Genomic DNA, 19454 nt, shown 5'->3' with positions numbered 1-19454 from the left:
AGTTCGCGTTTCTGTAGGCGGTGGTAGAGCTCACCGAAAATGCGGTTGAAGAGGCGTCTCCAGCAATTGGTGCCGGGCAGATAGCGGCGGCTTGCGGTGTACGGCGCGTCGGGCTGGAGAAGGGGCCGCCGCGGACGGGATCGATCACGGCGGCGAACAGGTGTGGCCGCAGGCGGGAGGCGTGGCTGTCGCCTGCATGCCTTCTCCCGGCGGTCACCCAGCCGAGTCGGGGCGGTCGAGAAGGTCGCTCAGCGGGACATCGGAGTCGGCGAGCCTCGTCGCGTCGACCGGGCGCCCGGAGGTCACAAGGGCCCGGATCGGGTCAGTGACGTCCCAGACGTTGACGTTCATTCCGGCCAGGACACGGCCCTCGGCGAGCCAGAAGGCGATGAACTCGCGGGTGTCCCTCCGGCCGCGGAAGACCACCTGGTCGTAGCCGCCGGGTTCGACGTAGCCGGTGTACTCCATGCCCAGGTCGTACTGGTCGGTGAAGAAGTACGGAACGCGGTCGTATGCCACGTCCTGGCCGAGCATCGCCTTGGCCGCGGCTTGCGGCTGGTTGACGGCGTTGGCCCAGTGCTCGACACGGATGTGCTGGCCGAGCAGTGGGTGGAAGGCGTTGGCGACGTCCCCGGCGGCGTAGATGTCGGGGTGCGAGGTGCGCAGGCGGGCGTCAACGCGGATGCCGTTGTCGACCTCCAGGCCGGCAGCGTCGGCGAGCTGGGTGTTGGGGGTGATGCCGACCCCGACGATGACCGCGTCGGCAGTGATGCGGCTGCCGTCGGCCAGCAGCACGCCGTTCGCCCGGCCGCCGGCACCGGTGATCTCGGCGACCTGGACACCGAAGCGCAGGTCCACCCCATGATCGTTGTGCAGGTCGGCGAAGATCTGGGATACCTCGCGGCCCAGCACGCGCAGCAGCGGCAGCTCCGACCTCTGCAGCACGGTGACCTCCACGCCGGCCGCGCGGGCGGCAGCCGCTGTCTCCAGACCGATCCAGCCGGCACCGATCACCGCGATGCGGGATGCGGACTCAAAGGATTCCTTGATGCGGTCGCTGTCGGCGAGCCGGCGCAGATAGAGCACTCCGTCGAGGTCGGCTCCGGGCACGGTCAGGCGACGCGGCGAGGAGCCGGTGGTCAGGAGCAGCTTCTCGTAACCGATGCGACTGCCGTCAGCGAGCGTCACCTCGTGCCGGTCCGGGGCGATCGCCGTGACCGTGGCGCCCAGGCGCAGGTCGACGTCGTGCTCGGCATACCACTGGGGAGGATGGACATAGACGGTGTCACGCTCGTCCTTGCCCAGCAGATAGCCTTTCGACAGCGGCGGGCGTTCGTAGGGGTGCTCGCTTTCCTCTCCGAGCAGCACTACGGGGCCGTCGAAGCTCTCTTCCCGGAGGGTCTGTGCTGCCTTCGCACCGGCCAGGCTGGCTCCGACGATGACGAATGCTGTGTTCGCGGCCATGCTCTCTCCTCTGCTGCGTCGGCTCGGCCCGCAGGCGGATGGCGATCCGCTCCCTGCTGACGTCGTACGTGGCCAGGCCATCGTCGTCGACAGCCCTGCGCTGTCAGCGGTTCATTTGTTCCCCGGTGTGTCCGCCGCTCGGTCGTGGCCGGAGACCGTGGCGCTGGGACGGTTCGTCGGCGGGCGGCTGCATCAGGCGGCGGTGCGCCTGGGGTGCAGTTCGGCCTCCAGTTGCTCGAACAGCTCGTTGCCGGAGGCGGTGAACTCGGCGATGCCCTCGTCCTCCAGCACACGCACCACGTCGTCGTAGGACACTCCGACAGCCTCCAAGTCGTCGAGTACCTGCTGGGATGCCGCATAGGTGCCGTGAATGGTGTCGCCCCGGATGCGGCCGTGGTCCGCGACGGCGCGCAGGGTCTGCTCCGGCATGGTGTTGACCACCCCGGGCGCCACCAGTTCATCGACGTAGCGGGTGTCCTCATAGGCGGGATCCTTCACCCCGGTGGAGGCCCACAGCGGGCGCTGGGGGCGCATCCCGGCCGTGGCCAGCGCTTGCCACTCCTGGGATGCGGTGGCCTGCTCGAAGCGCTGGTAGGCCAGGCGCGCGTTGGCGATCGCGGCCCGTCCGCGCAAAGCCAGCGCCTCCGGCGTGCCGATCTTGTCCAGCCGGCTGTCGACCTCGGTGTCCACCCGGCTGACGAAGAAGGAGGCCACCGACGCGATGGATGCCAGATCATGCCCCGCTGCATGGGCCTTGCCCATGCCGTCAAGGAAAGCGCGAAGCACCTGGTCGTAGCGGTCAAGGGAGAAGATCAGCGTCACGTTGATGCTGACGCCCTCGCCGAGCGCGGTACTGATCGCTGCCAGGCTGGGCTCGGTGGCGGGGATCTTCACGAACAGGTTCGGCCGGTCCACCAGCCACCACAGGGCCCGTGCCTCGGCGATCGTCGCCGCCGTGTCATGAGCGACGCGCGGGTCCACCTCGAGCGACACCCGTCCGTCCACCCCGTCACTGGCCTCGTACACCGGTCGCAGTACGTCGCAGGCCCAGCGCACGTCGAACGCCGTCAGCAGCCTGACCGCCTCCTCCACCCGCACCCCGCGCCGGGCAAGATCACCGACCTGTGCGTCGTAGCGGGCACCCGAGCGGATCGCCTTGGCGAAGATCGTCGGATTGCTGGTGATACCCACCACCCGCTGGACACGCCGCTGGACACGCACCAGGTCGGCCAGCCCGCCACCGGCAAGCCGCTCCCGGCTCAGATCATCGAGCCAGACCGCTACGCCTTCGGCGGCCAGCCGGTCCAGGTTCTCACTCATGATCTTCTCCCATGCGTCGTCTCGCGGGATGCCGTCTACGGTGCGCCCGGATCCTCCGTGGGCCGGGCGCAGACCTCCTTCACACACCGTCCAGTGGCAGGGCCGGGCATGCTCGCACCGCCGGCCGCAGCGCGCAGTTCCACACAACACCGTCCCGGGTGAGGGGCGAGGACCGCGTCGATCCCAGCTGCCTTCAGGCCGGTGAGGAAGCCGCCGAGGAAGGCGTGGTTGATCCCGCACACCAGCTCAGGCGACCGGGCGGCCAGTGGGTGGAAGGGGCAGTTCAGCAACCGCACCTCGGTCGGGGCCTGCCGGTCGGGCTCGAAGCCGTACTCCTCCAGGACGGACTCGGAAAGCGTGAGAGAACGCTCGGGCCCCAGACGGCCGGGACGGCTGCTGGCGCGTGTCGCCGCTCCCAGTTCCTCGCCCCGGCGGCGGGCCGTGCGCAGCGCGGATGACAGTGCATCCTCGCCCTGCTCCTGTTCGAGGACCGCGTCGACGAGGATCTCGGCCAGGACGTCGGGCCGACGCTCGGGGATGCTGATACGGATGTCGGTCTCGGCCGGCTCGTACACCTTGGGCTTGCGGCCGACCCTGCGGGCGCCTCCCGGATTGTCGTAGCGGGAGTTCAGCAGCCCGGCCGCGACGAGCTTGTCCAGGTGGAAGGCGGCCAGCTTGGCGGAGATGCCGGCATTCGAGGCTGCCTCCTCCCGCGTCACGGGCCGGTGCGCGAGCCGGGTGAAGTTGTACAAGGTGCGGCGCACATCATCCGCGAGCACCGAGACCGCTTCCACGCCCGCCGCGGTGCGGGGACGGGGCGAAGCGGGAGTCAGGCCTGAGGTCATACCTTCACGATAACTCCAATCTGTGCGGGCGGAACTAAACCGATCTCGGTTTCTTCGCTGGAACCTTGACCACCCTCGTGAATAAGTCCAATACTGATTGGTGAAACTATGAAGGAGGACGCCATGCCCGATGAACTGCACAAGCAAGGGAAACAGCCGGTCAGCGCCACCCTCGCGGACCCCTACGGGCAGCCGTTCGATCCGAACCCGGTCGCCGCGCCCGTCGGTGGGCGGGCGGGCAGTGCTCTCGGGATGGGTGAGTGACATGACCCAGGACCTCCGCTCCGCCGTGCACATAGCCCCCGGCCGCAGCCCCGCCCCTGAACCGATTTCGGCGCCTGCTGCGCTGCGTGTGGTCCACGACGTGGACGGAGTGGATCTGACGGCCGCCGAACTCGCAGCGGGGCAGTTCCTCCAGGCGCTGGGTATCGACACCGATTCGGAGAGCCTGCGCGGCACCCCGGGACGCATGGCCCGCGCCTACGCCGAACTGTTCAGCCCTCGCCCGTTCGACCTGACCACCTTCCCCAACGACGAGGGCTACGACGAACTGGTCCTCGTCCGGAGCATCCCGCTCCGGAGCGTCTGTGAGCATCATCTTCTGCCGTTCGTCGGGACGGCCCACATCGGCTACCTGCCCGGGCACCGGATCCTGGGCCTGTCCAAACTCGCCCGCGTCCTGGAGCACTTTGCCTGCCGTCCTCAGGTGCAGGAGCGGCTCACCAAGCAGGTCGCCGACTGGCTCCAGGCTCACCTGGAGCCGAAAGGCGTCGGCGTCGTCATCCAGGCCGAACACACCTGTATGACGCTGCGCGGCGTCCAGGCCACCGGGACGACGACGATGACCTCCGCGCTCCTCGGCGTACTGCGCAGCGATGCACGATCCCGCAGCGAGTTCCTGGCCTTGACCGGCTTGCCCCACTGACCACAGCCAAGCGGGACGGCATGGGACGGCGCCGTGCCGGCCGGAAGCTGCTGAACTCGCTGTATGGATCTCGATCGGACCGACCCTGCAGACGGGTTCACGATGCCCCGGCTCGAGCTGATCACCTTCGGCCACAGCACCGCGGACCGGGCCTCGCTGGCAGAGCTCCTCCGAGAAGCCGGCGTCACCGCCGTCGTGGACGTCAGGACCGCTCCCGGCAGTCGCCGTGACCCGGACCTGTCACGGCAACGGCTGGCCCGGTGGATGCCCGAAGTGCACATCGCCTACCGGTGGGAGCCGCGCCTGGGCGGTTTCCGCAAACCGCCGCCGGACTCTCCGGACACGGTATGGCGCAACGAGTCCTTCCGTGGTTACGCCGCTCATACACGCAGCCCGGAGTTCATCTCCGCCATGGACGCCCTCGTGCGCCAAGCGGGTGAGGAGCGCACCACGGTGATGTGCAGCGAGGCGGTGTGGTGGCGATGCCACCGGCGCCTGATCGCCGACTTCGCCGCCCTGGCCCGCGGGGTGCTCGTCCACCACCTGATGCACGATGGACGCCTCACCGTGCACAATCCGACGCCAGGCGTGCGCCTGCGTGGCGACGGCCTTCTTGTGTACGACGACGCCTGCTCCCGGCCGCCGTGACAGCAATTGATGGCCCGCGCCCCCGTGCGATCACCACGCCGGTCAACAAGTGGATCACCGGCCGCGGCAAGGGCCACGCGGGCGTCCACGCCTACCCTGACCCGAACCACAAGCGCCCGGGGCGCCCCGTACCGACGGGGGCGCCCCGGGTGCGTTTGCGATGCCCGGCAGATGGCTACACGCCAGGCGTCGGGGGTCGAACGTGCGGCCGCCCCGGCCCGCCTGGCCTCCGTCAGCGAAGGGAGGCAACCAGTAATGACCACGGTCAAGGACATGCTCGCCACCTACCCGGCCGACCTCGGCGACGTCGACCGCGGGAAGCTGACCCGCTGCATCGAGGAATGCATCGCCTGTGCGCAGGCGTGTACCGCGTGTGCGGACGCCTGCCTGTCGGAGGGCATGGTGGGCGACCTCACCAAGTGCATCCGCACCGACATGGACTGCGCCGACATCTGCAACACCACCGCGTCCGTCCTGTCCCGCCACACCGGCTACGACGCCAACATCACCCGCGCGATCCTGCAGGCGTGCGCCACCGCCTGCAAGGCGTGCGCCGACGAATGCGGCCGCCATTCCGACATGGAGCACTGCCGCATGTGCGCCGAAGCGTGCCGCTCCTGTGAACAGGCATGCAACGAACTGCTCCGAGCACTGGGCTGAGCAGGGATCCATGGGCCGCTGGCGTGGGATCCGGCGGCCCGCTCTTCGGGGGGCAGTGCGCGGCCTGGCGCTGCCAGACGAGGTAGGCCCCCGCAGCGCACAGGAAGAGGGCCATCACGAGCGCGAGGCACGCGACCAGAGCCACGAGTGGGGGCACGGCTCTTGGGCAGAGGGAACCACCCCGAGCCAGGCCCCTGCCACGGGAAATCGTCCGCGCTCTCGGCCGCCGCGTGATCCCGGCGGCCGTGAGGTGTCCGTCATTTAGCCGCCGGAGGCGCACACGCCCAGCAGGCCGACCCGGTCGGCGTCGACCTCGGGCCGGGTGGTGAGGCAGGAGACGGCGGCCTTGAAGTCCTCCACCGTCATCGGCGTCCTGCCGGCTGAGCCCGTAGTAGTCGACGTAGGCGTCCACATGCTGGGTCCTTAAGAATGTGAGGCGGTCCGGCAGGACCGGGTGTGGCTGATGCTGTGGTTGCCCGCGATGGCTCCAGGAGACTGGACGCCCGGTCCTTCGGGACGCTCCGACTGCTGATTGAGAGCTGCGAAGCATCGCTGGTTAAGGACCCGCTGCGGAGTGTTCCTCGGGCCAGGACGGCACTGGTGGCGAGCGAACGGAGCGGACGGGCTTGAGCGCGCCTCACGCACGGATATGGGTCGGCGTCGACGCCGGCAAAGGGCATCACTGGGCGGTGGCGGCCGGCGCCGACGGCGAGTCGCTGTTCTCGACGAAGGTGATCAACGACGAAGCGCAGATCCTCACGCTCATCGAGACGGCCCGGGAGCGTGCGGAAGAAGTGCGGTGGGCGGTGGACATCTCCGGACGCGCTTCCGCTCTGCTGCTGGCCCTGTTGATCGCGCACGGCCAGCAGGTCGTCTACATCGCCTTCGGGTTCGGCAAGGGAGCGGTCTTCAGTCAGACGTGCCGACGCCTCCCGTCTGCCCGACCAGCTCACGCTTGAGGATCTTCCCGGTGCTGGTCATGGGCATGGAGTCGCGGAACTCCACGATGCGCGGGTACTTGTATCCCGCCATGTTCCTCTTGCACCACGCGATCAGCTCGTCCTCGTCGGTGGTCGCGCCGGGGCGCCGGATGACGAAGGCCTTGACCTCCTCGCCGTGGCTCTCGTGCGGGACACCCGCGACGGCGACGAGGCTCACATCGGGGTGGGTCATCAGGACCTCTTCGAGCTCGCGCGGGTAGACGTTGAACCCACCGCGGATGATGAGGTCCTTCTTGCGGTCCACGATGAACAGGTAGCCGTCCCGGTCCCGCTTGCCGATGTCGCCGGTGCGGAACCAGCCCTGCTTGTCGATCGCCTCGGCGGTCGCCTGCGGGCGGCCCAGATATCCCTTCATCACGTTGTGGCCGCGGACGCAGATCTCTCCCGGCTCCTCAGCATCGGCTTCCGACCCGTCCGGACGGACGACCTTCACCTCGACGCCCCACACCGGCAGCCCGATGGAGCCGGGGCGGCGTGCACGGTCGACGCGGTTGAACGTGGCAATCGGACTCGTCTCGGACAGGCCGTATCCCTCGAGGATCGGCACGCCGAACCGTTCCTCGAACGCCCTCAGCACTTCGAGAGGCAGTGCCGAACCGGCGGAGACGCACACCCGCAGACTGCTCGTGATCCGCTTCACGTCGAACCGGTCCGCCGACTCGCAGTTCAACAGCCCCCAGTACATCGTGGGCACACCCGCGAAGAAGGTGACCTCCTCGCGCTCCATGAGCTCCAGTGCCCGCCCGGCGTCGAACCGCGGCAGCAGCACCGCCGTGGCCCCGCTCGCGAAGCCGGCGTTCATCTGCATGGTCTGACCGAAGGAGTGGAAGAGCGGCAGGGTGATCAGATGGACGTCCCGCTCGTTCATGCCGCACAGCCGGTTCGCCAGAAGCGCGTTGTGCGCCATGTTGCTGTGGGTCAGCTCCGCGCCCTTGGGCCTGCCGGTGGTGCCGCTCGTGTAGAGCACGACGGCGGTGTCGGTCTCGCTGGTCGGCACCGTGTCGAATTGCGTGGGCCGGCCGTGCTGGAACTCGGCGAGAGAATCCACCGAGGAGATGGGCGACCGGCTGGTCGGATCCGCGGTGATCATGATGAAGTGCTCGCATCCCGGAGTCGACTCGAACGCCGCGAAACCGGCTCCGCCCATCGGCAGTTCGTCGCTGCCCTCGAAGCAGAAGTACGCCTTCGCCCCGGAGTCCTCGAGATGGCAGGCGATCTCGCGTTCGGTCAGCAGGATGTTCAGGGGTACGACCGTGGCGCCCGCCTTGAGGATCCCGTAGTAGACGATCGGGAAGTACGGCAGGTTCGGGCAGCTCAGCGCGACCCGGTCTCCCGGCCCGATACCGCGGGCCACGAGACCGCCCGCCACCTGGTTCGCGGCCGCGTCGATCTCGGCGTAGGACAGACGTGCCTCGGCCTGTACCACCGCGACCCGGTCGGGGACCTCTCGCGCTGTGTCTTCGAGCAGAACGGCGAGGTTGAGCATCCGGACCTCCGGGTGAGCGTTCGGGGAACGCCCCTACCGTGACGGCTCGGTCGCGATCACCGTTAGTGGCTGGACCACAAGGTGGGTCGTGGACGGCTCACAAAGTTTGCGACAGCGGTGTTGCGGAGCCGTGAACGCCCAGCAGCCGCACGGCGATCACCAGCTCCAGGACATCGGAGAAACGCCGAAGGTCGCACCCGGTGCGTTCGGCGATCCGCTCCAGCCGGTAATACGCGGTGTTCACGTGCATGTGGAGTCGATGAGCCGCGGTCTTGGCGTTGAGATCGCTGGCGGTGTACTCGAGCAGCGTCGAGATCAGTACGCCGCCCCGCGCGAGGTCGTCCTCGACGAACCGCCGCACCTCCGGACGGATCAGCCGTCGCACGGTCTCGTCGTCGCGCAGCACCAGATAGTCGAAGCTCGACAGCAGGGCCAGCGCGAGTACCCCCGGTTCCCCGCCGAGCCCGTCCCGGGCGACGCAGGCCTCGGCATAGGCCTCGGGCACCTCGACAGGCCCGGTGTGAACCGTGCTGATCCCCAGCGCCAGCCGGACTCCATCGCGGTCGAGCTCCGCGATGACGCGCTCGAGGTTGTGTACGATCGCCCGCGCCCCGCCGGGCGGCACCGGCGCGAGGCCGACGATCTCGTCCTGCCGCACGACCAGGAGGCCCTGCGCACCGGCGGACACATGTCTGCGCATGGCGGCTACCGCGTCGCGCAGCGTACGGTCGTCGGCCAGCGGCACGACCGACGTGGCCGACGCCACGACCAGCCGCGCCCCCGGCTCGAGCCCTGCCGCGCGCAGCATCGCCTGCTTCGGCCCCTGGGAGAGGTCGCGGCGGGCGAGGAGGTCCTCGAGCAGATCGCGGCGGACCCGGTCGCTCTCGGCGAGCCGATGCTGCTGGGCGTCCAGATACGCCTCCGCGGCAGCCGAGCTGCCCACCTCGATCACATGCATGAGGTGCCCCACGAGCGACAGCGCGGCCCGGCGGGTCCGCGGCTCGCCCTGAGCCACCTCGAGCACACTCTCCCACAGCGTGAGCTGCCCGATACGGAAGGCCTGAAGGAAGTCCGACAGCGAAACGCCCTGGTCGACGCGGCGCATCGCCTGGACCGCGGTGATCGGGAAATCTCCGCGCCGCGCGGGCCGGCCCTCCCGGAAGCTGGTCAGCAGCACTCGGAAGACGACCCGCACGTGCGCGGTCAGATCGCCCTGGAGCCGCTCGTCCGGACTCGCTCCGTACGCGGGCACCTGCGCCCGGATCGCGTCCACGGCGGTGGTGACGACGCGGTCGAACGATGCCTCGACCGCGTCGACGACCTGCAGCACGCCAGGATCGACGCCGTCCTTCCCGGCGCTTGTGTGCTGTGTTCCCATGGCGGTGATCGACTCAGCCCTTGCGGGACTTGACCTCGTCGGTGAGCTGCGGGACGACGTCGAACAGGTCGCCGACCACGCCGTAGTCGACCAGGTCGAAGATCGGGGCCTCGGCGTCCTTGTTGATGGCCACGATGGTCTTCGAGGTCTGCATGCCGGCGCGGTGCTGGATCGCGCCGGAGATGCCGGAGGCGATGTACAGCTGCGGGGACACCGACTTGCCGGTCTGGCCGACCTGGTTGGTGTGCGGGTACCAGCCGGCGTCGACCGCGGCACGCGAGGCGCCGACGGCCGCGCCGAGCGAGTCGGCCAGCGCCTCGATGATCGCGAAGTTCTCCGCGCCGTTGACACCACGGCCACCGGAGACCACGATCGCGGCCTCGGTCAGCTCCGGGCGGCCGGTCGACTCACGCGGGGTGCGCGCGGTGACCTGGGTGCCGGTCGCCTTCTCGGAGAACGACACCGACAGAGCCTCGACGGTGCCGGCGGCCGGGGCGGCCTCCACGGCCGCGCTGTTGGGCTTGACCGTGATGACCGGCGTGCCCTTCGAGACACGGGACTTGGTGGTGAAGGAGGCGGCGAACGCCGACTGGGTCGCGACCGGGCCCTCGGCGCCGGCCTCCAGGTCGACGGCGTCGGTGATGATGCCCGACCCGATCCGGACCGCGAGACGGGCCGCGATCTCCTTGCCCTCGGCGGAGGAGGGGACCAGCACGGCGGCCGGGGAAACGGCCTCGTACGCGGCCTGCAGCGCGTCCACCTTCGGCACCACGAGGTACTCGGTGAACTCGGGAGCGTCGGCGGTCAGCACCTTCACCGCGCCGTGCTCGGCGAGCGCGGCGGCGGTGTTCTCGGCACCGGAGCCGAGCGCGACGGCGACGGGCTCACCGATACGGCGGGCCAGGGTCAGCAGCTCCAGGGTGGGCTTGCGGACGGCACCGTCCACGTGGTCGACGTAGACGAGAACTTCAGCCATGGGACTTCTTCTCTCCTGCTTGCGAAGTATGAAGGGGGGGGTGGTGGCCGAAGCCTTAGATGAACTTCTGGCTCGCGAGGCTGTTCATACGAATTTGCGCTCCGCGAGGAAGGCCGCGAGCTGCTTGCCGCCCTCGCCCTCGTCCTTGACGATCGTGCCCGCGGTACGGGCCGGACGCTCCGCGGCCGAGTCGACCTTGGTCCAGGCACCCTCGAGACCGACCTCGTCGGCGTCGATCTCCAGGTCCTCCAGGTCCCAGGACTCCACCGGCTTCTTCTTCGCGGCCATGATGCCCTTGAAGGACGGGTAACGCGCCTCGCCCGACTGGTCCGTCACCGACACGACGGCCGGCAGCGACGCCTCCAGCTGCTCGGAGGCGGTGTCGCCGTCACGACGGCCCTTCACAGTGCCGTCCTCCACCGAGACCTCGGAGAGCAGAGTCACCTGCGGGACGCCCAGACGCTCGGCCAGCAGCGCCGGAACGACACCCATCGTGCCGTCGGTGGAGGCCATACCGGCGATGACCAGGTCGTAGCCGGCCTTCTCGATCGCCTTGGCCAGCACCAGCGAGGTGCCCATCACGTCGGTGCCGTGCAGATCGTCGTCCTCGACGTGGATCGCCTTGTCGGCGCCCATGGACAGCGCCTTGCGCAGCGCGTCCTTGGCGTCCTCCGGACCGACGGTCAGCACGGTGACCTCGGCGTCGTCGGCCTCTTCCGCGATCTGCAGCGCCTGCTCCACCGCGTACTCATCCAGCTCCGACAGCAGGCCGTCGACGTCGTCGCGGTCGACGGTCAGGTCATCGGCGAAGTGCCGGTCGCCGGTGGCGTCGGGCACGTACTTCACACAGACAACGATCCTCAAGCTCACTGGGTGTCCCTTCGCAGTGATCGGTTCTTCTCCACGCCGGTGCAGGAGGCCGCACCGCGCAGCCGGTTCTGGAGTCCTACGGGAGGTTCCTGGCCATGACGATGCGCTGGACCTGGTTCGTGCCCTCGTAGATCTGCGTGATCTTGGCGTCGCGCATCATGCGCTCGACGGGGTAGTCACGGGTGTAGCCGTAGCCGCCGAGCAGCTGGACCGCGTCCGTGGTGACCTCCATCGCCACGTCGGAGGCGAAGCACTTCGCCGCCGCGCCCTGGAAGGTCAGATCGGCGTCGCCGCGCTCGGACTTGGCGGCGGCCGCGTAGGTCAGCTGACGGGCGGCCTCGATCTTCATCGCCATGTCCGCGAGCATGAACTGGATGCCCTGGAAGTCCGCGATCGGCTTGCTGAACTGCTTGCGCTCCTTGACGTAGCCCTTGGCGTAGTCGAGCGCGCCCTGCGCGATGCCGAGAGCCTGCGCCGCGATCGTGATGCGGGTGTGGTCCAGGGTCTTCATCGCCGTCGCGAAGCCCGTGCCCTCCGCGCCGATCATGCGGTCCGCGGGAATGCGGACGTTGTCGAGGTAGACCTCGCGCGTCGGCGAGCCCTTGATGCCGAGCTTCTTCTCCGGCGCGCCGAAGGAGACGCCCGGGTCGGACTTCTCGACGACGAAGGCGGAGATGCCCTTGGAACGCATCGAAGGGTCCGTGACGGCCATGACCGTGTAGTACTCGGAGACACCGGCGTTGGTGATCCAGCGCTTCACGCCGCTCAGGACGTAGAAGTCGCCGTCGCGCACCGCCTTGGTCTTCATGCCGGCCGCGTCCGAGCCCGCGTCCGGCTCGGAGAGGCAGTAGGAGAACATCGCGTCGCCCTTGGCGAGCGGGCCCAGGTACTTCTTCTTCAGCTCCTCGGAGCCGGAGAGGATCACCGGCAGCGAGCCCAGCTTGTTCACCGCGGGAATCAGGGACGAGGACGCGCAGGCCCGGGCGACCTCCTCGATCACGATGACCGTGGCGAGCGCGTCGGCACCCGCGCCGCCGTACGTCTCCGGCACGTGCACGGCGTGCAGGTCGGAGGCGACGAGCGCGTCGAGCGCCTCCTGCGGGAAGCGCGCCTCCTCGTCGACCGCGGCGGCGAACGGCTCGATCTTCGCCTCGGCGAGGGAGCGGACCGTTTCGCGGAGCATGTCGTGCTCTTCGGACGGGCGGTACAGATCGAAGTCCTGGCTCATGGCAGGGATACCCCAGTCTGCTCCGGCCGGTCCCCGGCCCGGAGCGCGAAGTGACGTACGAGATGGCGATGATGGCACTCAGTACCCTCCAGTATGCACACTCAGTGCCATGAATCCAGTCCTCGTCCTTGCCGCCCGCGCACAGCGGGGCTCGCCCCCGCCGGACACGACTCGGGCCGGTGTTATGTTCCTCGCATGAGTGAGGGACGGGGACGCGGCGGCGACGCCGGCAACGGCTCTGCCAAGCCTTCGATGCGGGACGCCCTGATCGCGGCGGCCTTCGAGCTGTTCCTGGAGCGCGGGTTCGAGCAGACCACGATCGATGACATCGTCCGGCTCGCCGGGGTGGGAAGGCGGTCCTTCTTCCGTTACTTCCCCTCCAAGGAGGACGTGGTCTTCCCCGACCACGAGCGCTGTCTCGCCGAGATGACGGCGTTCCTGCAGCAGGACAACGGCGAGGAGGAGCCCGTGGCACGGGTCTGCGACGCCGCTCGCCTGGTGCTGCGGATGTACGCCGCCAACCCCTCCTTCTCGGTGCAGCGATACCGTCTGACCAAGAGCGTTCCGGGACTGCGCAACCACGAGCTGTCCGTGGTCTGGCGCTACGAGCGCACGCTCGCCGACTACCTGCGCCGACGCTACGTCGGCTGGTCCGACGGAACCCTGCGCGCCGATGTGATCGCGGCCTCGGTGGTGGCGGCTCACAACAACGCGCTCCGGTCCTGGCTCCGCTCCGGTGGCCAGGGGGACGTCGCGGCCCGCATGGACCACGCCCTCGAGTACGTACAGAACTCCTGGGGCCTGGAAGGGGAAGCCCCCGGCGTGGGCACGCGAGAGCCGGACGATGTCGTGGTCCTGATCGCCAAGCGCCGGACGCCGATGTGGCGCGTGGTCCGCGAGATCGAGGCCACCCTCGACGGGAGCTGACCCCGGAGCCCATCCATCCCCCATCAGGGAACTCAGTGCCTTTACAGGTGGCACTCAGTGTCATACTCTTTCGGTAGCGCACGGCCGCCATGGCGATGCCGGCGCGCCACAGCCGTGAAGAGGTGAACCCTCACCTCCCACGGAACGCTTCGCACTCCTCCGGCTGCGTGCAGGGAGATGACATCGTGTTCCATGCAGCGATCGAGACCACCGACAGCGACCCCGTCGAACGGGATGGCGTTGCGAGCGCCGTCCCGCCCACGGACTCGGACCACCCCGTCCAGGAGCACCCGGACGGGCTGCGGGACGGAGAGCTGTACTTCCAGCGTTGCAGCTGGTGCCGTACCGCAGTCTTCCGACGCCTGCTGTGCCCCATCTGCGCCTCCACCGATATGCCCTGGGAGCCCAGTGGCGGCATGGGCGTCGTCCGGCACATCACCGTCGTCGGCCGAAGCACCGGCGCCCCGCGCGCGCTCGCCATCATCGAGATGAGCGAGGGATTCCGGCTGCGCTCGAGGATCATCGGTGTACCACCGGAGAACGTACGCGTCGGAACGCTGGTGCGCCTGACGGTGGACGCCTCCCACCCGCAGGAACTCGCCTTCCAGCCTTGTGACTTCTCGCGCGCCAATGGCCGATAGGCACCGTGGCCTACGGCTTTCGGCCGCCGAGCTTCCGAGAGAGGACTGCCCACGCGATGGGTGAGATCAGCAAAGTAGGGGTCGTCGGCTGTGGCCTGATGGGCTCGGGAATCGCCGAGGTCTGCGCCCGTGCGGGTCTCGACGTCCTCGTCGGCGAGATCAACGCCGAGGCGGCAGCAGCCGGCAAGGCCCGCGTCACCGCCTCGCTCGACCGTGGCGTCCGCAGCGGCAAGCTCTCCGAGGACGACCGGGACACCGCACTGTCCCGGCTCACCTTCACCAGTGACCTCGGCGACTTCACCGACCGCCGCCTGGTCATCGAGGCCGTGGCCGAACAGCTCGAGGTGAAGACCGCCACCCTCACCACCCTCGACAAGGTCCTCGAGTCCCCGGAGGCGATCATCGCCTCCAACACCTCGTCCATCCCCATCATGGAACTCGCGGCGCTCACCGAGCGCCCGGACCACGTCGTCGGCGTCCACTTCTTCAACCCGGTCCCGGTGCAGAAGCTCGTCGAGATCATTCCCACCCAGCTCACCTCCGACGACGTCGTCGAACGCGCCACCGCCTTCGTCACCACCCGGCTGGGCAAGACCGCGATCCGTGCCCGCGACCGCTCCGGCTTCGTCGTCAACGCGCTCCTGGTTCCCTATCTGATCTCCGCCGTCCGGATGCTCGAGTCCGGCACTGCCTCCGCCGAGGACATCGACAGCGGCATGGTCCTCGGCTGCGCCCACCCCATGGGCCCCCTGCGTCTGCTCGATCTCATCGGCCTGGACACCGCCCAGTCCGTTGCGGAGTCGATGTACGAGGAATTCAAGGAGCCGCTGTACGCACCGCCTCCGCTGCTGCGCCGCATGGTCGCCGCGGGCACGCTCGGCCGCAAGACCGGCCGGGGTTTCTACATCTACGACGGCTGACACCCTCTGCCCGGGAGAGGCTGTGCGGTCACTGCAGCTTCGGGGAGCGAGCGAGTGCGATGAGGTGGAACTCCGGGGGTGGGCATTGGATTTCATACGGCCTCTGATCGTCCGGCAGCTGCCCGCTGCCTGCGGTGATGACTGAGCGTGTCCGGCTGACGTGGGCGCGGTCCCCGAGCCGCCGCACCCCGGCCCGGACACAACTGGGAGACCGGCCCTGTGCGCATCGTCCTCATAGGCCCGCCCGGAGCGGGCAAGGGCACGCAGGCCCGCTTCCTCGCCGAGCGCCTGTCCGTTCCGGCGATCTCCACCGGTGATCTGTTCCGTGCCCACGTCGGCGCGGACACCGCCCTGGGCCGCCAGGCCGAGCAGTACATGGACTCCGGCGACCTGGTACCCGATGAGGTCACGACGGCCGTGACGGCCGACCGCGAGGTCACGACGGCATGACGGCCGACCGCCTCGTCGAGCCCGGTCGAACCGGATCGGCAACGCCGCCGTGCGCCGCGACGCGCAGCCCACCCAGACCGTCATCGACGCGTACGGCACACAGCGACCCGGTAATCGGGCAGGCAGGACGTGTGCGACCGCCCGGCTTCCGGTGTGAGCCACCGGGGCCGGGCCCACGCATCGGCACCGGGCACACTTCTGGACGGTGCCACGGCGATGGCCTGGACGGCGCTGGACGTGGCGAACGCCCGACGGGCGGCCTCTTGACCTCGTCGCACGAGCCGGGCCCCGGAGTTGGCCGCCACTCTGCCTGATCCGGCCTGTCGCGCGAGCCGACACCGTCGGCGCACTCGGTCGCCTCGTCGACCGCCGGCAGTGCCACGTGGCGCTCGGCAGCGGCAGCCGCTGCCCGGGTAAACCATCGGGGCGCGGCAGGCAACTCATGCAACGGGCGTCGCACTGCCGGGCGTCCTGCCGTGTGAGCTGAAGGGATGTGCTGTGGAAGCGAATTCCGCGAAATCACCGGTTGATGCCGAGGCCGGCCGGCGGCCGGCCCCGGTCACCCGCCGCAGATTCCTGGCAGGCGCCGGGGCCGCCGCGGTGATGACGTCGTTCGCCGGCCGGAGCGCCGGCGCGGCTGTTCCCCGGACCGGCAGCGGCGGCGAGCTGCGGCTGGGTGCGGGTACCACGTTCGGGGCGCGGCTCTCTCCGGACGGCCGGTGGATCGCCATGGACCTGCTGGGCGTGCTGTGGGTGCTGCCGGCCTCGGGCGGACAGGCGCGGCGGCTGACCAGTGACCTGTTCGACATCGCTCAGCCCGACTGGTCCCCGGACAGCAGCCAGTTGGTCTTCCAGTCCTACCGCGACGGCGTCTTCAACCTCTGGACGGTACGGCGCGACGGCAGCAGGCTGCGGCAGCTGACCACGGGCCCCTTCGACCACCGGGAGCCGCGCTGGTCGCCGGACGGGCGCACGATCCTGTTCTCGGGCGACGCGACGGGCAGCTACGCGATCCATGAGTACGAGGTCGGCAGCGGACGCGTCGACGTGCTCGTCGACGGCCCGGGCGAGGAGTACGAGCCGGCGTGGTCCCCGGACGGCGGCCAGGTGGCCTTCGTGGTGGGCAACACGCGCATCGACGTCGTGGACCGCGCGACCGGAGCGCGCAGCACCCGCCTCACCGTGCCCGCCGGCCAGGTGATCCACCAGCCGGAGTGGACCCCCGACGGGGCCGACGTGGTCCACCATCTGACGCACGACGGCCGGTGCGACCTCATGATGTCGAAGGGCCCGCTCGTGGACGACGAGGAGACATTCCCCTTCCGCGTCTCGTGGCTCGACCACGAGCGTTTCCTCTACACCGCGAACGGCGAGATCCACGTGCGGTCGCTCACCGCCCCGGGCACGAAGACCGTCGGCTTCTCGGCCGCCGTCACCACCAGAGCGGCGCAGTACGCCAGACGCCGGACGGACTTCGAAAGCACGCGGCCTCAGCCGGTGCGCGGGATCGGAAGCCCGGTGCTCTCGCCCGACGGTGAGCGCGTCGCGTTCCGCGCGCTCAACGACATCTACGTCATGAGGATCGGCCGTGCGCCGCAGGCCCTCACCAAGGACCACTGGTGGAAGTGCGATCCCGCATGGTCGCCCGACGGCAGGCGCCTGGCCTACTCGACCGACCGGGGCGGGACGCTCGACATCTGGATCAGGGACTTGGAATCGGGGCAGGACCGGCAACTGACCGACCTCGGAACCAGGGCAGCGCTGTCACCGGCCTGGTCGCCCAGCGGGAAGGAGATCGCCTTCCTGGACCAGGACGGCGCCCTGTGGACCGTCGACGTGGCGAGCGGCGACGTACGGCAGATCTTCACCGCGACCTTCGAGCCGGGCAGGCCGACCTGGTCGCCCGACGGCGAAACGATCGCCCTCGCCGCGGTGAAGCCGTACTCGGCGAGATTCCGCGAAGGACTCAGCCAGATCCTCCTGGTCAACCGGACCACGGGGCAGGGCAGATACGTCGAGGCCGTGCCCGGCCGCTCGATCCAGACACGGGGGGACGACGGACCGGTCTGGTCACCCGACGGGACCCGGATGGCCTTCGCCGTCGCGAGCGTCCTGTACACCGTGGACGTCACCGAGGACGGAACGCCCACCGGCGAACCCCGGCAGATCACCGACGAGGTGAGCGACGCCCCGTCATGGAGCGCAGACTCGAAGCAGCTCCTCTACCTCAACAACGGCCGGCTGCGCCTCGTGCCGGCGAACGGCGGACCTCCGCGCACCGTGGCCGTACCGCTCACCTGGACCAACGTCGTACCGCCCGCGCGCACCGTGATCCACGCGGGCCGGATGTGGGACGGCGTCCGCGAGGAGATCCGGCGCGACGTGGACATCGTCGTCGAAGGGCACAGGATCACGGCGGTCGAACCGCACGCCGCGGGCCGGGCGGGCCGACTCGTCGACGCGCGTGAGCGGCTGGTGATGCCCGGGCTCATCGACATGCACCACCACCGGGAGATGCAGGGCTACGCCTACGGCGACCGGCAGGGCCGGCTCTGGCTCTCGCTCGGGGTGACGACCACGAGGTCTCCGGGAAGCCCCGCCTACCACATGGTCGAGGAGCGCGAGTCCACCCGGTCCGGCGCCCGGATCGCACCGAGGTACTTCGCGACGGGCGAGGCCGTCGACGGCCCCCGGATCTACTACAACTTCATGCGCCCCACCTTCACCGACGCACAGCTGAAGCTCGAGCTGGAACGCGCGAAGAGCCTCGAGTACGACCTCGTGAAGTGCTACGTCCGCCTGCCGGTGGTGTGGCACAAACAGGTCGCCGCCTTCGCGCACGGCATCGGGATCCCGGTCACCTCGCACTACCACTATCCCGCCGCCGCTTTCGGCGGCGACGCGATGGAACACACGGGCGCCACGAACCGATTCGGCTACTCGCGCACCGTGACGCCGCTCGGCACGGCGTACGGCGACGTCACGGACCTGTTCGTGGCCTCGGACATGGCCCGGACACCGACCCTCTTCGGCTCGACGACCCTGTACCGGGAGGACAGGTCCCTGGTCGAGGACCACCGCGTGCAGACACTCAATCCGCCGTGGCGGATGTCTGCGCTGCGGGCCGCCGCGGATGCCGCCGTCGGGACCGACCAGACGGCGCGCCGCGAGAACCTCCGGGCACAGGTCCGGCAGGCGCTGCAGATCTTCCGGAGAGGCGGCCGGATCGTCCTCGGCACCGACGCGCCGATCGACCACGCAGCGGTCAGCCTGCACATGAACCTGCGGGCAATGGTCGCCTACGGTTTCACCTCGTACGAAGCGCTGGTGACCGCGACCAGCCTGGCGGGGAGAACCCTGGGCGAGGACCTGGGCAGGATCGAACCCGGGATGTACGCCGACCTCGCCGTGATCAACGGGGATCCCTTCGCCGACATCAAGGACGCCGCCAACGTCGAACAGGTGCTGGTGTCGGGGGTCGCGCACACCGTCGACTCGCTGATGCGGCCGTTCGACCGCACGTCTGATGCCGCCTCAGGGAAGCGGAGGGCCAACGCCGTGCTGGCTCCCGTCCCCGACCACCCGGCCAACCGCCCCTTCTGGTGGCACGGGCACGAGTACGTCGAGGAGGCACGGCACGCCTGCTGCAGCGGGTGAGATCTCGGCCACCGGCCGGCGCCAAACTCGGTGCCGGCCGCGCCGCCCGGCCGGACCA

16 protein-coding genes and 3 pseudogenes are annotated in these 19454 nt (G+C 69.4%); 10 read left to right on the top strand and 9 right to left on the bottom strand.

All coding sequences use genetic code 11. From position 1 onward, the window contains the following. Window positions 1–213: 213 nt before the first annotated feature. The 3 genes from QFZ82_RS02585 to QFZ82_RS02575 form a co-directional block, all read right to left on the bottom strand. The gene (locus QFZ82_RS02585; RefSeq protein ID WP_307711540.1) at window positions 214–1464 is read right to left on the bottom strand and encodes an NAD(P)/FAD-dependent oxidoreductase; all 1251 of its coding nucleotides are present in this window, start codon (window positions 1462–1464) and stop codon (window positions 214–216) included. 192 nt (window positions 1465–1656) lie between these two features. Beyond that, window positions 1657–2784: a transaldolase gene (gene tal, locus QFZ82_RS02580; protein ID WP_307711539.1), complete on the bottom strand. Its 1128-nt coding sequence runs from the start codon at window positions 2782–2784 to the stop codon at window positions 1657–1659. Window positions 2785–2819: 35 nt separating this feature from the next. Beyond that, window positions 2820–3629, bottom strand: coding sequence for a metalloregulator ArsR/SmtB family transcription factor (locus tag QFZ82_RS02575; RefSeq protein ID WP_307711538.1), 810 nt, complete (start codon window positions 3627–3629; stop codon window positions 2820–2822). Window positions 3630–3752: 123 nt separating this feature from the next. Between QFZ82_RS02575 and QFZ82_RS02570 the strand changes: the two genes are divergently transcribed. The 4 genes from QFZ82_RS02570 (at window position 3753) to QFZ82_RS02555 (ending at window position 5862) form a co-directional block, all read left to right on the top strand. Continuing rightward, a complete protein-coding gene (locus QFZ82_RS02570) occupies window positions 3753–3893 on the top strand; it encodes a hypothetical protein (RefSeq protein WP_307711537.1) in 141 nt (46 codons plus the stop codon). 1 nt (window position 3894) lies between these two features. Then, window positions 3895–4554 (top strand): GTP cyclohydrolase I FolE, encoded by a 660-nt coding sequence (gene folE, locus QFZ82_RS02565; RefSeq protein ID WP_307711536.1) that lies wholly within the window; start codon window positions 3895–3897, stop codon window positions 4552–4554. Between the two features lie 63 nt (window positions 4555–4617). Continuing rightward, a complete protein-coding gene (locus tag QFZ82_RS02560) occupies window positions 4618–5202 on the top strand; it encodes a DUF488 family protein (protein ID WP_307711535.1) in 585 nt (194 codons plus the stop codon). Between the two features lie 255 nt (window positions 5203–5457). Next, window positions 5458–5862 carry a four-helix bundle copper-binding protein gene (locus QFZ82_RS02555; RefSeq protein ID WP_307711534.1) on the top strand — a complete coding sequence of 135 codons (405 nt, stop codon included), beginning with the start codon at window positions 5458–5460 and terminating at the stop codon, window positions 5860–5862. A gap of 264 nt (window positions 5863–6126) precedes the next feature. Here QFZ82_RS02555 and QFZ82_RS02550 read toward each other — a convergent pair. Further along, a pseudogene (locus QFZ82_RS02550) lies at window positions 6127–6222 on the bottom strand (alpha/beta hydrolase); the annotation flags it as partial. Between the two features lie 266 nt (window positions 6223–6488). Here QFZ82_RS02550 and QFZ82_RS02545 point away from each other — a divergent pair. Continuing rightward, window positions 6489–6743: pseudogene (locus QFZ82_RS02545) on the top strand (transposase); the annotation flags it as partial. 28 nt (window positions 6744–6771) lie between these two features. Here the strand turns inward: QFZ82_RS02545 and QFZ82_RS02540 are convergent. From QFZ82_RS02540 to QFZ82_RS02520, 5 genes are all read right to left on the bottom strand, one after another. Beyond that, window positions 6772–8349, bottom strand: a complete 1578-nt coding sequence (locus QFZ82_RS02540; protein ID WP_307711533.1) for a long-chain fatty acid--CoA ligase — start codon at window positions 8347–8349, stop codon at window positions 6772–6774. A gap of 97 nt (window positions 8350–8446) precedes the next feature. Continuing rightward, a complete protein-coding gene (locus QFZ82_RS02535) occupies window positions 8447–9727 on the bottom strand; it encodes a CdaR family transcriptional regulator (protein WP_307711532.1) in 1281 nt (426 codons plus the stop codon). Between the two features lie 13 nt (window positions 9728–9740). After that, window positions 9741–10703, bottom strand: a complete 963-nt coding sequence (locus tag QFZ82_RS02530) for an electron transfer flavoprotein subunit alpha/FixB family protein (RefSeq protein WP_307711531.1) — start codon at window positions 10701–10703, stop codon at window positions 9741–9743. 84 nt (window positions 10704–10787) lie between these two features. Then, window positions 10788–11573, bottom strand: coding sequence for an electron transfer flavoprotein subunit beta/FixA family protein (locus QFZ82_RS02525; RefSeq protein ID WP_307711530.1), 786 nt, complete (start codon window positions 11571–11573; stop codon window positions 10788–10790). Window positions 11574–11649: 76 nt separating this feature from the next. Beyond that, on the bottom strand, window positions 11650–12801 hold the full coding sequence (locus QFZ82_RS02520) for an acyl-CoA dehydrogenase family protein (protein WP_307711529.1): 1152 nt from the start codon (window positions 12799–12801) through the stop codon (window positions 11650–11652). A 195-nt stretch (window positions 12802–12996) separates the two neighbouring features. Between QFZ82_RS02520 and QFZ82_RS02515 the strand changes: the two genes are divergently transcribed. The 5 genes and pseudogenes from QFZ82_RS02515 to QFZ82_RS02495 all read left to right on the top strand — a co-directional run bounded on the left by QFZ82_RS02515 (window position 12997) and on the right by QFZ82_RS02495 (window position 19396). Continuing rightward, complete coding sequence (locus QFZ82_RS02515) at window positions 12997–13728, top strand: TetR family transcriptional regulator (RefSeq protein ID WP_307711528.1); 732 nt, start codon at window positions 12997–12999, stop codon at window positions 13726–13728. 185 nt (window positions 13729–13913) lie between these two features. Next, window positions 13914–14369 (top strand): Zn-ribbon domain-containing OB-fold protein, encoded by a 456-nt coding sequence (locus tag QFZ82_RS02510; protein WP_307711527.1) that lies wholly within the window; start codon window positions 13914–13916, stop codon window positions 14367–14369. Between the two features lie 56 nt (window positions 14370–14425). Further along, the gene (locus QFZ82_RS02505; protein ID WP_307711526.1) at window positions 14426–15289 is read left to right on the top strand and encodes a 3-hydroxybutyryl-CoA dehydrogenase; all 864 of its coding nucleotides are present in this window, start codon (window positions 14426–14428) and stop codon (window positions 15287–15289) included. Window positions 15290–15508: 219 nt separating this feature from the next. After that, window positions 15509–15721 (top strand): annotated as a pseudogene (locus tag QFZ82_RS02500) (adenylate kinase family protein); the annotation flags it as partial. A 516-nt stretch (window positions 15722–16237) separates the two neighbouring features. After that, complete coding sequence (locus tag QFZ82_RS02495) at window positions 16238–19396, top strand: amidohydrolase family protein (RefSeq protein WP_307711525.1); 3159 nt, start codon at window positions 16238–16240, stop codon at window positions 19394–19396. The last annotated feature ends 58 nt before the right edge of the window (window positions 19397–19454 follow it).

The organism is Streptomyces sp. V4I23, from assembly GCF_030817975.1.
GTDB lineage: Bacteria > Actinomycetota > Actinomycetes > Streptomycetales > Streptomycetaceae > Streptomyces.
Note: the sequence above shows the minus strand (reverse complement) of the source record. Positions and strands in the feature narration are given on the sequence as shown.

Excerpts from the sequence above, each read along its gene's own strand:
- tal (WP_307711539.1), bottom strand. The coding sequence starts at position 2,784 with ATGAGTGAGAACCTGGACCGGCTGGCCGCCGAAGGCGTAGCGGTCTGG.
- QFZ82_RS02575 (WP_307711538.1), bottom strand. The coding sequence starts at position 3,629 with ATGACCTCAGGCCTGACTCCCGCTTCGCCCCGTCCCCGCACCGCGGCG.
- QFZ82_RS02520 (WP_307711529.1), bottom strand. The coding sequence starts at position 12,801 with ATGAGCCAGGACTTCGATCTGTACCGCCCGTCCGAAGAGCACGACATG.
- QFZ82_RS02570 (WP_307711537.1), top strand. The coding sequence starts at position 3,753 with ATGCCCGATGAACTGCACAAGCAAGGGAAACAGCCGGTCAGCGCCACC.
- QFZ82_RS02555 (WP_307711534.1), top strand. The coding sequence starts at position 5,458 with ATGACCACGGTCAAGGACATGCTCGCCACCTACCCGGCCGACCTCGGC.
- folE (WP_307711536.1), top strand. The coding sequence starts at position 3,895 with ATGACCCAGGACCTCCGCTCCGCCGTGCACATAGCCCCCGGCCGCAGC.
- QFZ82_RS02585 (WP_307711540.1), bottom strand. The coding sequence starts at position 1,464 with ATGGCCGCGAACACAGCATTCGTCATCGTCGGAGCCAGCCTGGCCGGT.
- QFZ82_RS02560 (WP_307711535.1), top strand. The coding sequence starts at position 4,618 with ATGGATCTCGATCGGACCGACCCTGCAGACGGGTTCACGATGCCCCGG.
- QFZ82_RS02540 (WP_307711533.1), bottom strand. The coding sequence starts at position 8,349 with ATGCTCAACCTCGCCGTTCTGCTCGAAGACACAGCGCGAGAGGTCCCC.
- QFZ82_RS02530 (WP_307711531.1), bottom strand. The coding sequence starts at position 10,703 with ATGGCTGAAGTTCTCGTCTACGTCGACCACGTGGACGGTGCCGTCCGC.
- QFZ82_RS02505 (WP_307711526.1), top strand. The coding sequence starts at position 14,426 with ATGGGTGAGATCAGCAAAGTAGGGGTCGTCGGCTGTGGCCTGATGGGC.
- QFZ82_RS02535 (WP_307711532.1), bottom strand. The coding sequence starts at position 9,727 with ATGGGAACACAGCACACAAGCGCCGGGAAGGACGGCGTCGATCCTGGC.
- QFZ82_RS02515 (WP_307711528.1), top strand. The coding sequence starts at position 12,997 with ATGAGTGAGGGACGGGGACGCGGCGGCGACGCCGGCAACGGCTCTGCC.